8 protein-coding genes are annotated in these 11,277 nt (G+C 72.4%); 3 read left to right on the top strand and 5 right to left on the bottom strand.

Translation table 11 applies throughout. The annotated features are described in order from the left end of the window. Positions 1-92: 92 nt before the first annotated feature. The 3 genes from ACFY9V_RS31235 to glgX form a co-directional block, all read right to left on the bottom strand. Complete coding sequence (locus ACFY9V_RS31235; protein ID WP_391163891.1) at positions 93-1,043, bottom strand: GNAT family N-acetyltransferase; 951 nt, start codon at positions 1,041-1,043, stop codon at positions 93-95. A gap of 286 nt (positions 1,044-1,329) precedes the next feature. Next, positions 1,330-3,852 (bottom strand): malto-oligosyltrehalose synthase, encoded by a 2,523-nt coding sequence (treY, locus tag ACFY9V_RS31240; protein ID WP_391163892.1) that lies wholly within the window; start codon positions 3,850-3,852, stop codon positions 1,330-1,332. Between the two features lie 178 nt (positions 3,853-4,030). Further along, entirely contained in the window at positions 4,031-6,169 is a 2,139-nt protein-coding gene (gene glgX / locus ACFY9V_RS31245) for a glycogen debranching protein GlgX (RefSeq protein WP_355338705.1), read from the bottom strand. A 275-nt stretch (positions 6,170-6,444) separates the two neighbouring features. Between glgX and ACFY9V_RS31250 the strand changes: the two genes are divergently transcribed. Both ACFY9V_RS31250 and ACFY9V_RS31255 read left to right on the top strand, forming a co-directional pair. Then, entirely contained in the window at positions 6,445-7,674 is a 1,230-nt protein-coding gene (locus ACFY9V_RS31250; protein WP_391049028.1) for an SAV2148 family HEPN domain-containing protein, read from the top strand. A 125-nt stretch (positions 7,675-7,799) separates the two neighbouring features. After that, entirely contained in the window at positions 7,800-8,510 is a 711-nt protein-coding gene (locus ACFY9V_RS31255; RefSeq protein WP_391048729.1) for an exonuclease domain-containing protein, read from the top strand. 169 nt (positions 8,511-8,679) lie between these two features. Here ACFY9V_RS31255 and ACFY9V_RS31260 read toward each other — a convergent pair whose 3' ends face one another. Continuing rightward, the gene (locus ACFY9V_RS31260; RefSeq protein WP_355338711.1) at positions 8,680-9,546 is read right to left on the bottom strand and encodes an aminoglycoside phosphotransferase family protein; all 867 of its coding nucleotides are present in this window, start codon (positions 9,544-9,546) and stop codon (positions 8,680-8,682) included. Between the two features lie 342 nt (positions 9,547-9,888). On the opposite strand from ACFY9V_RS31260, the gene ACFY9V_RS31265 reads away from it, so the two are divergent. Beyond that, a complete protein-coding gene (locus tag ACFY9V_RS31265) occupies positions 9,889-10,110 on the top strand; it encodes an STAS domain-containing protein (protein ID WP_188280389.1) in 222 nt (73 codons plus the stop codon). On the opposite strand, the gene ACFY9V_RS31270 is transcribed toward ACFY9V_RS31265, so the two are convergent. After that, positions 10,069-11,091 carry a sigma-70 family RNA polymerase sigma factor gene (locus ACFY9V_RS31270; RefSeq protein ID WP_355338814.1) on the bottom strand — a complete coding sequence of 341 codons (1,023 nt, stop codon included), beginning with the start codon at positions 11,089-11,091 and terminating at the stop codon, positions 10,069-10,071. The genes ACFY9V_RS31265 and ACFY9V_RS31270 overlap by 42 nt on opposite strands. Positions 11,092-11,277: the final 186 nt, after the last annotated feature.

Raw genomic sequence — 11,277 nt, forward strand, 5'->3', positions numbered from 1 at the left:
GCCCGGGGCCGTGGCCGCGCCACGGACCCCGGGCACATGCATGCCCACGGAACGGCCTCCCGCATCACCGCGAGCGGATCAGCGGGGGAACATCACACTGCGTCGGGGACGAAGTCGATCCGCTCCTGAACGATCGGATACCCCGCCTTCGCGAAATTCCGCGCCATCGGGACATTCGTCCGGTCGGTGGCCGCCGCGACCTTGACCGCGCCGCGGTCGACCAGGTCGTGAGTGCACTCGACCAGCAGGTCGTACGAGTAACCGCGGCCCCGCTGCTCGGGCACCACGGCGATGAAGCCGATGCACGGGCCGGCCGGATTGCGCGCGGGCACGTGCAGCCCGGCCACCTCGCCGTCCGGGGTGTACGCCACCCGCCGCCAGTCGGCGGGCGAGGGGAACCAGTCGAAGATGCCGATGGTCTCGTCGAGGGCGGCCTCCAGGCCCTGTTCGGCGATCATCCGGCGGTCGTGGGCGTCGAGAGTGCCCTCCATGATGCGGGCCATGACGGCCCGGAAGGCGGTGTCGTCCGGCTCGGGCCGGTACTCAAGACGCCCGGTGCGCGGCGGCAGCGGGCAGTCCGCCGTCCACTCGTAGCGGTACCGCTCGACCAACTCGCGCAGTCCCGCGGCCTCGACGGCCGCCGCGCGGCTCCGCGCCGCCGCCGTCACGTCGGGGCGCTCGCGCCAGTCGGGCGGCAGCAGCAGGCTGTACTCGGTGTTCAGCGGCGCGGCGCGCAGCAGTTCGGTGGCCGCCTCGGCTTCGCCCTCGGCGAAGTCGAACCAGTCCAGGGCCAGCGGCTCGCTGTCCTCGGGCTTGGCCCACCACGCGGCCCGCGCGACGACCTTCGCGCCGCGCAGCGCGACCCACGACCACTCGGGCCGGTACTCGCCGCCCGCGTCGAGGGTCGCGAAGGACTGGCCGAGCAGGGCGCGGCCGACGAACGCGTCGCCGGTGCCGGTACGCGTGCCGGATGCCGTCTCGGCAAGCGAGTTGAACAGGGCGGACTCGCCCGCGACCAGCGGGCGGAAAACCAGATCGGACATGGTGAAACGATTCCTTCGGGAGTTCGACGGAGCGCTCCCGGGACCATCTCCCCGTGGATCTACGGACGCCCTGCGGAGGGGCGGGAGCGCGGCACAGTGATGTACGTCATCGCTCTCGCCTCCTTCTCGTCCGGTCATGGGCGTGATCGGCACCCTAGGCGGGCGACGGCCGACAAGGCCACCGGTTTTACGCGGCGGCCTTGTCGGGATGTCGACGCGGGTGCGCGGGAGCGGGTGTGGGCGGCTCAGCCCGCCGGGCTCACCTGCCGGGCTCACCTCTCCGCGCTCACCTCTCCGGGGTCAGCAGGGCCACAGGGCTGCGGCCCAGCAGTTCGGCCAGCGGGGCCGCGCCCTCGTACGTCCCGCCGCCCAGGCGGTCGTGCCAGCGGCCCGGAGGGAGCGGCAGCGACGCCTCGCGCCAGCCGCCCGCCGCGGCGAGGCGGGCGGAGAGCCGGGTGACGACGGTGAGGGCGGAGCCGCCGCGCAGGAAGGCGAGGCAGTGGTCACCGGCCGGACCCTGCGCGACGAGGGGGATGTACGAGGCGGTGGGGCCGTACCACTCGGGGCGGTCGCGCCGCAGCCGGAGCGCCACCGCGGTCAGGCGCAGCTTGGCCTCGTCGAAGGAGCCCGGCGCGGCGCCGTCCAGCAGGCGGTCCAGGGTGCGGTCGACGCCGAACCGCTGGGTCCCGCCGACCGGCCCGTTCATGGGGCCGCGGTTGTCCGGGTCGACCAGGGTGTACACCGGGAATTCGGTGTTCTGGTAGACGTCGGGCACACCCGGCATCGTCAGGTGCACCAGCGCCGCGCCGAGCGCGTTGGCATCGGCGTACGGGGCGAGGGAGTTGACGAATTCGCCCACGTCGTAGACGCCCGCGCCGCACGGGCCCTGCTCGGTGAAGTCGGTGACGGCCTTCTCGTACGCCTCGTCCTGCTCGGTCCACGAGGTGTGCAGGCCCGCCTCGCGGACCGCCTTGAGCGCGGCGGGCACCAGCCGGTCCGGGTGGCAGAAGCCGAGGCCGACGCCGGTCTGGAAGACGGTGTACGCGGTGTGCCGGTCGGGCGCGGGCGCGTCGCCTGACCGCTCGGCGCGGGCCTCGCGGGCGCCCATCCACTCCCGCCAGGCGTCGGGGAGTTCGGACAGGACGGCCAGCCGCAGCCGCAGGTCGGCGCTGCGCTTGGTGTCGTGCGTGGACAGGACGGTGCCGGTACCGGGGTGGTCGCGCTGGATCCGCGCGCAATAGGCGTGGAATTCCTCCGGGGCCGTCGCCGGATGCGCCGGGCTGCGGCCGACCTCGCACAGTGACAGCAGCGGCGAGTAGCGGTAGAAGGCGGTGTCCTCGACGGACTTGGCGTGCAGCGCGGAGGCGACCTGCGCGAAGCGGACGGCGAAGTCGTCGGCGTCCTCACCGGGCACCGTCGCGCCCTCGGCCGGGCGGCCGAGCGCAAGGTCGCGCAGCAGGCCGATCGCCGGGGCGAGCCGCCCGTCGGCGCTTTCCGCCGCACTGGAGGCGGCCTCGGTCACCATCAGGGTGTCGCCGGGCGTCGCCGGGGTGCCGGGGCGTACGTACGGGCGGTACACCGGGATACGGACCAGCAGCTCGCGCAGCGCCTCCTCCAGCACGGACGTCGCATAGGGCGCCGTGTAAGGGTCGGTCTCCTGGTGCTCGGCTGTTACCGGCCCGCCCGCCCCCTCGGTCCCGCCGCCCGTGCCGGGGCGCTGCGCCCGCTGCGCGCTCGCCGCGAGGCGGGAGACCTCCGCGGCGAGGTCGTGGCCGACGATGCGGTGGGCGGCGCGCCGCGCGGTCGGCTCCCACCGGCCGCCGCGGCTGTCCTCGACGCCGGTGAACTCCCGGTAGAAGCCGGTCACTTCGGCGACGCCCGCCGGGTCCGTGAACAGCCCGTCGATCCGGTCGAGCGCGTCGTACCCGGTGGTGCCCGCGCACGCCCAGTCGGCGGGCAGCGCCTCGTCCCGCTGGAGGATCTTCTCCACCACCGTCCACCGCCCCTCGCTGGCCTCGGCCAGGCGGCGCAGATAGCCCGCCGGGTCGGCGAGGCCGTCCGGGTGGTCGATCCGCAGCCCGTCGGCGACGCCTTCGCGCAGCAGCCGCAGCACGGTCGCGTGGGTGGCCTCGAAGACGTCCTGCCGCTCGACGCGGACCGCGATCAGGTCGGAGATCGTGAAGAAGCGGCGGTAGTTCAGCTCGGTGCGGGCCTGCCGCCAGTACGCCAGCCGGTACCACTGCGCCTCCACCAGTTCCGGCAGCGGCAGATTCTCCGTGCCCGGCCGCAGCGGGAACCGGTGGTCGTAGTAGCGCAGCACCTCGCCGCCCGCGCGCTTGTCGGAGACCACCGAGAGCTGCCCGAGGACGTCGGGCAGGGGGTCGCCCAGCACAGGCAGCAGCACCTTGCCGCCCAGCGCGGCCCAGTCGATGTCGAACCAGTCGGCGTACGCGGAGCCGGGACCGTCGCGCAGCACCTCCCACAGCGGGCCGTTGAGGTGTTCGGGCGCGGGCACCGCCATGTGGTTGGGGACGATGTCCAGGATCAGGCCGAGGCCGTGCTCGCGGGCGGTGTGCGACAGCGCCCGCAGGCCCTGCTCGCCGCCCAGCTCCTCGCGTACCCGCGAGTGGTCCACCACGTCGTAGCCGTGGGTGGAGCCGGGCACCGCTTCGAGGATCGGCGACAGATGCAGGTGCGAGACGCCGAGCGAGGCCAGGTACGGCACGTGCGCGGCGGTGTCGGCGAAGGTGAAGCCGGGCTGCACCTGCACCCGGTAGGTGGCGGAGGGCGTCACGGGAAGTCCGGTCATGAGGTCTTCTCTACCCCGGATTCGGCCGTGAAGCGGCCGAACGCGCCCGGGTCTCCCCGGACGCCGTCCGTATCGCCGAAAGCGGCCCGTCCTTCCCCGCGGCAGGCCGGCCGCGCCGCCTTAGGCGGAGCCCCGGCCGTGCCGCCTCACGCGGAGCACGTGTCGCGCCGCCGGGCCGCTACAGCGCCGGGCGCTGGAGCACCACCATGCTGCGGTCGGCCAGCTCCACCCGGTCCCCGGCCTGTACGCGCTGGCCGGTGCCCGGCGGGACCCCCCCGGCCAACTGGGTGTCCACCACGAGCTGCCACTCCAAGCCGTGGTTGACCGGGACCACGAACTCCTGCGGCTTCGGCGCCGCGTTGACCATCAGCAGGAACGAGTCGTCGGTGACCGGCTCGCCGCGCGGCCCCGGTTCGGAGATCGCGTTGCCGTTGAGGAAGACCGACATCGACCTGGCGTGCGCCGCCTGCCAGTCGCGCTGCGCCATCTCCTGCCCCTCGGGCGTGAACCAGGCGATGTCCGACAGTTCGTCGTGCGTGCCCTCGACCGGCCGCCCGTGGAAGAAGCGCCGCCGCCTGAACACGGCGTGGTCGCGCCGCAGCCACACCATCGTGCGCAGGAACTCGTGCAACTGCTGCGCCTCGTCGTTCGGCCCGCCGTCGTCCGGCTTGCCGGGCCAGGACACCCACGCCAGTTCGTTGTCCTGGCAGTAGACGTTGTTGTTGCCCTTCTGGGTGCGGCCGAACTCGTCGCCGTGCGAGATCATCGGCACGCCCTGCGAGAGCATCAGCGTGGCGAGGAAGTTGCGCATCTGCCGCCCGCGCAGCGACCGCACCTTCTCGTCCTCCGTCGGCCCCTCCGTACCGCAGTTCCAGGACCGGTTGAAGCTCTCGCCGTCACGGTTGTTCTCGCCGTTGGCGTCGTTGTGCTTGTCGTTGTACGACACCAGGTCGCGCAGCGTGAAACCGTCGTGGCAGGTGACGAAGTTGACCGAGGCCAACGGGCGGCGGCCGTCGTCCTGGTAGAGGTCGGAGGAACCGGTCAGCCGGGAGCCGAACTCGGCCAGCGTGGCGCTCTCGCCGCGCCACAGGTCCCGTACCGTGTCGCGGAACTTCCCGTTCCACTCGGTCCACAGGGGTGGGAAGTTGCCCACCTGGTAGCCGCCCTCGCCGACGTCCCACGGCTCGGCGATCAGCTTCACCTGCGAGACCACCGGGTCCTGCTGGACCAGGTCGAAGAAGGACGAGAGCCGGTCCACCTCGTGGAACTGCCGGGCCAGCGTGGCCGCGAGGTCGAAGCGGAAGCCGTCCACGTGCATCTCGGTGACCCAGTACCGCAGGCTGTCCATGATGAGCTGCAGGACGTGCGGGCTGCGCATCAGCAGGCTGTTGCCGGTGCCCGTGGTGTCCGTGTAGTACCGCTTGTCGCCGCCGAGCCGGTAGTACGAGGCGTTGTCCAGGCCGCGCAGCGACAGCGTCGGCCCGAGGTGGCTCCCCTCGGCCGTGTGGTTGTAGACCACGTCCAGGATCACCTCGATCCCGGCCCGGTGCAGCGCGCGCACCGCCGTCTTGAACTCCAGCACCTGCTGCCCGCGGTCGCCCAGTGAGCAGTACGAATGGTGCGGCGCGAAAAAGCCGATGGTGTTGTAACCCCAGTAGTTCGCGAGGCCCGCGTCCACCAGACGGTGGTCCTGGATGAACTGATGCACCGGCATCAGTTCCAGTGTCGTCACCCCGAGTTCCACCAGATGGCCGATCACCGCCGGGTGAGCCAGCGCCGCGTAGGTGCCGCGGATCTCCTCCGGCAGACCCGGGTGAGTCATCGTCAGGCCCTTGACGTGGGCCTCGTAGATGATGGTCTTGTGATAATCGATCCGCGGGGCGCGGTCGTCGGCCCAGTCGAAGTACGGATTCACCACGACGGACGTCATGGTGTGCGGGGCGGAGTCCAGATCGTTGCGCGAGTCGGGCTGTCCGAAGCGGTAGCCGTAGACCGCCTCGTCCCAGTCGATGCTGCCGCTCATCGCCTTGGCGTACGGGTCGAGGAGCAGCTTCGCGGAGTTGCAGCGGTGGCCGCGGGGCGGGTCGTAGGGCCCGTGCACCCGGAAGCCGTACCGCTGACCCGGCATCACCCCCGGCAGGTAGGCGTGCCGTACGAAGGCGTCCGCCTCGCGCAGCTCGACGGCCGTCTCCGACCCGTCGTCGTGCAGCAGGCACAGCTCGATACGGGACGCCACCTCGGAGAAGACGGCGAAGTTGGTGCCCGCGCCGTCGAAGGTGGCACCCAGGGGGTACGACTGACCCGGCCAGACTTGCATCTCGTGACTCTTCCACTCCCGGACCGGGAGAGCGCGGACCGATCCCGCGCACCCGGCCAGCTTCGTTGCCGAATTCGTTGCCGAGAGTGCATCCTCCCACCTGGTCCACCCGAGGGTGACAAAGCCACAACAGCCAGCTACCGCAAGGGTGATGAGCTTGTCCGGTAGTAGTCAAGTAGGGTCAACAGGGCTGCGGGGCACCCTGCACCGCAGTACCCTTCCTTGATCGTGGACGGGGGTGGGAGGCGGGTGGCGTGGAGACGTCCGGAGGTCTGATGCTCCCGGGTGGTGGAGATCAGGAGGACCGTCAGGTCGCGGACGGTGCCGCCGCCGAGGCGGTGCAGAGCGCGGTCACCCTCGCCCAGCCGCTGGAGATCGGAGCGGAGCTGGACTGGGGCGCGGAAGCCTGGTCGGAGGTACGCACCCGCGCCACGCGCGCCGGGCGGGCCTACGTGTGGCTCAACCTCGTGGAACAGCGCCTGCGCGCCGTCGTCAACGCGGTGCTGCGCCCGATCTACGAGCCCGTGCACGGCGAGGAGTGGGTGGTCGCCGCCGCGGGCCCGGCCGGGCACGAATGGGTGCAACGGGCCGTCGCCGTACGGGAAGTGAGCCGCCGTAAGGGCTTCCTGCTCGACCCCGCCGACGACAATGTGCTCAGCTTTCTGACGCTGCCCCAGCTCCGCGAACTGGTCGTCCAGCACTGGCCGTGCTTCGAGCCGTACTTCGACGACCGCCGCGACCTCGAACTCGCCCTGGACGAGCTGGAGGTGGCCCGGCACGTCGTCTCGCGCAACCGGGCGCTGTCCAGGACCGTCCTGGACCAGGCCGAGCGGGCCGCCGCCAAGCTGCTGGAGCTGCTGGGCGCGGGACCCGCCCGTACGGCCGCGCAGCGGCTGCCGGTGGACGCCGTCGAGGACCTGGTCGCCGACCGCTACTCCGACGTCATCGGCGTCTACCCGGACCGCGTGCGGCTGCAACGGCAGCTGCCCGTCGAGGACTTGTTCGCCGGCGCGCGCCGGCTCGACGCGATAGGCATCGGCCTCAATCTGCTGGTGCAGAACTACTCGGGGCGGCGCCTGGTGCGGCTCGCCGAGTCCGGCTGCCGGGTCAGACTGCTCTTCCTCAACCCCGCGAGCAGTACGGTCCGCCGCCGCGAGCGGGAACTGGGCCTGGGACGCGGTGAGCTGGCCCGGTCGGTCGAGATGAACATCATGCACATGCGCCGGGTGCGGGCCCGGCTGCGGGACCCCGACGCCTTCGAGATCCGGGTCTTCGACGAGACCCCGCGCTTCACCGCCTACCTCGTCGACGGCGACACCGGCGACGGCCTGGCCGTCGTGCAGTCCTATCTGCGGCGGGCCCGCGGCATGGAGGTGCCGGTGCTGCTGCTGCGCGGCGGGTCCCGGCAGGTGGTCGCCGAGGAAGGGCCCGCGGAACACGGGCTCTTCGAGGTCTACCGCGAGGAGTTCGAGGGCATCTGGACGGATTCCCGTCCCGTGTCGTGACCTCCGGGGGAGGGGCGGGGACGCCCCGGGAAACGGAACCCCGCCGTCCGGCGCTGTCAGTGGTCCGCGCGATGATGGCAGGGCACACGGGGGTTACGGGGAAATGGGTGGGAAGGATGCTCGCCATGGCATGGCATGAGGAGCTGTTGGTCGGGTTCGACCTGGAGACGACGGGGACGGATCCGCGCCAGGCGCGGATCGTGACCGCGGCGGTCACCGAGGTGAAGGACGGGGAGCCGGTACGGCACCGGGCGTGGCTGGCCAATCCCGGCGTCGCCATTCCCGAGGAGACCACCGCCATCCACGGCATAAGCACCGCCCGCGCGGCGGCCGAGGGGCGCCCGGCGCCGGAGGTCGTCGCCGAGATCGCCGACGCCCTGCGGGGGTACTGGGCGGCCGGGGTGCCCGTCGTCGTCTACAATGCGCCCTTCGATCTCACCCTGCTGGACGAGGAGTTGCGGCGGTACGCGCTGCCGCCGCTGGCCGTTCCCGGGGCCCGCCCGGGGCCCGTGCTCGACCCGCTGGTGATGGACCGCGCCCTCGACAAGTACCGGCGCGGCAAGCGCACCCTGGAGGCCGCCTGCGGCGTCTACGGTGTCGTCCTCGACGGCGCGCACGAAGCGGGCGCCGACGCCCTCGCCGCCGTCCGCGTCGCCCGCGCCCTCGCCGCCCGCTACCCCCAGGTCGCCGACGCCGACCTCTGGGACCTCTACGACGAGCAGCGCGGCTGGTACGCCGACTGGGCCGAGGACTTCGCCTCCTGGCTCCGCCGCAAGGGGTCCGCCGACGCCTCCACCATCGACCGCGCCTGGCCGCTGCGCGTCTCCGCCGCCTGACCCCTCCGGGGCCGGTCACCCGCCAACCCGCGGCCCGCCGCGGCGGCGGATCGAAGAGGCGCCCCCTCTTCGGCTCACCTGTGCGTCGCGTTCAACTGGGGGCCGTGCAAGGGGTGATGGGGTGGGGGAGGGCGGTGCCTTCCTTGAAGGCCGCCGCGGTGGGGCGGGGTCAGAAGGAGTACCAGCGGACGGTGGGGTCGGCGGCTCTCAGCGAAGCGACACGTCGGCGGAATTCGTTGAGGGCGGCCGGGCTGGCGGGGGCGTGCTGGGCGACCCAGGCGCAACTGGCGGTCTCGCGGGCACCGCGCAGGACGGTGATGCCGGGCCACTCGGTGACGTCCCAGCCATAGGCGGCGGTGAAGGCGTCGTACGCCGCCGCGGGCACCCCGTAGCGGTCACGGCTGAGCGCCTGGACGACGAGGTCGTGCTCGCGCAGGTCGGAGGAGAAGGTCTCCAGGTCGACCAGGACCGGCCCGTCGGGCCCGATGTGCACGTTGCGCGGCAGCGCGTCCCCGTGGATCGGCCCGCGCTCCAGATGCGGTACGAGCTCGGCCGCGGCGGTCGCGAAACCGTCGCGCCGATTGCGCAGATACGCGGCGTCCGCCGGATCGATCGCGTCCCCGGCCAGCCGCAGCCAGCGCTCGACCCCGCCGAGCAGCTCACGCGGCGGCAGCCCGAAGTCCGGCTCGGGCAGCGCGTGCACGAGCAGCAGCAGCGGCGCCACATCGGCGGGCTCCGCGGGCCGCAGCGGCTCGGGCAGCCGCTGCCAGTACGTGATCGGGTGGCCGTCCACCAGCCGCACCTCGGACTCCGCCGAGCGCACGGCGGGCACATCGTGCTTGGCCAGCCAGTCGGCGGTGCGCACCTCGCGCCGGGCCCGCTCCAGCAGATCGGCGCTGCGGCCGATCTTGATCACCAGACGCCCGGCGGCGTAGACCGCGTTCTCGCCGAAGGCGAGCAGCTCGGCCTCGTGATGCCCGGCGGCATCCAGCACCGCCCGCGCCCGCTCCCGCGTGAACACCCTCGTGTCCGCCATGCCGAAACCCGAACCCTTCGCCGAATCGCCCGCAGTCCCGAATCGTCCACTGTCCCGTACCGCCGCGCCCGCCCGCGCCCTCCTCGTACGCCCCCGCCGTGTCACGCGCCGCCCCACCGACGTGCCGCTTTCCGTACCGCATATGCCGACAGCATCGGTCAACGGCGCGGAACTAGGCCAGTGTCGCATCCGCGCGCCCCCTGAACGCGCGTCACCGGCTGAGAATGCGCCGTGAATACGCCCGAATACGTCGGGCGCGCAGCGATGAATCCTGGCCGCCCGGCCGGTCGGTATCCATGAAGGCCCGTCCGGGGGCCAGGTCCAGGAGAGGCGGAGAAGACTGTGACGGCGGCACCCGGCCCGACGGAACCCCTGGTCGTGGACGTGACCGGGCTCCCCGGCGGCGCGCCCGGCACCATCGGCGCGCTCGCCCGGCTGGGGCTGGCCGCGCACAGGACCGGGCACACCGTGCGGTTGCGCGGCGCCACCGCGGAACTCCGCGAATTGCTCGAACTCGCCGGGCTAGCGGGGCAGTTCGAGTGGGAGGCCGAAAAGCGGGAATAGGTGCGCGGTGTCGAGGAACGCGTTGATGCCGGTGATCCGGCCGTCGGTGATCTCCAGCACCTGGAGCGCCCACGGGTGGTGGCCGCCCTCCGGGCCGTTCGACCGGTACTGCCCGAAGCCGGGCGATCCGTTCGCCCACACCGGCAGCAGCCGGGAGTCCTTGCACTCGATACCGGTGCCGAGGAACCAGTCGCGTATGTCCTGGTGACCCTGGAGCCACAGGGCGTACGGCGGCATGGACAGCGTGACGTCCTCGTGCAGCAGGGCGGTCAGCGAATCGAGGTCGTAGCGCTCGAAGGCGTCCACATAGCGCGCGAGCAGCTTCTCCTGCGCCTCGTCCATCGGCGCGGCGGCGGCCTTGGCGTAGTCGGTCCCCGCCGTGCTCACCCCGGCCTCGCTGAGCGTGGCGCGGGCGCGCTGCAACGCGCTGTTGACCGACGCCACCGTCGTACCGAGCAGTTCCGCGGTCTCGCTGGCCTTCCAGGCCAGCACCTCGCGCAGGATCAGGACGGCCCGCTGCCGGGCGGGCAGGTGCTGGAGGGCGGCGACGAAGGCCAGCTTGATCGTCTCGCGGGAGACCACGACATCGGCCGGGTCGCCGGAGGACGGCAGGGCGCGGACGTCGGGTACCGGCTCGATCCAGACGCTCTCCGGGGAGGCGGCGGGCAGCGTCGCGTCGGCGTGCGACGCGGGGGACAGGTCCATCGGGCGGGCCCGGCGCTTGCCCGCGTTGAGACTGTCCAGGCACACATTGGTCGCGATCCGGTACAGCCAGGAGCGGAACGAGGCCCGCCCCTCGAAGCCGCGCTGCCCGCGCCAGGCGCGGACCAGCGTCTCCTGCACGGCGTCCTCGGCCTCGAACACCGAGCCGAGCATGCGGTAGCAGTAGCCGGTCAGCTCTGCCCGGTGCTCCTCAAGACGGAGCTCCACCTCGTCGGCAGCCAGGGCGGTACCGCTCCCGGCGCTTTCGCTCTCTCTCACGGTCACGCTTTCCACACTAGGCCCGCCCACTGACAACGAGCCCGGAAAAGGGGCCCGGATCACCGCCCGGAACGCGCCGGAGCCCCCGTCCCGGGCGGGACAGGGGCTCCGTGACCTGCGGAGAAACGCGGGATCCGAATTTTCCGAGGTAATTTTCGCGCCGGGCCGAGGCGGGCCGGGCCGGGC

It is taken from the genome of Streptomyces sp. NPDC008317 (assembly GCF_042955955.1).
Taxonomy (GTDB): Bacteria; Actinomycetota; Actinomycetes; order Streptomycetales; family Streptomycetaceae; genus Actinacidiphila.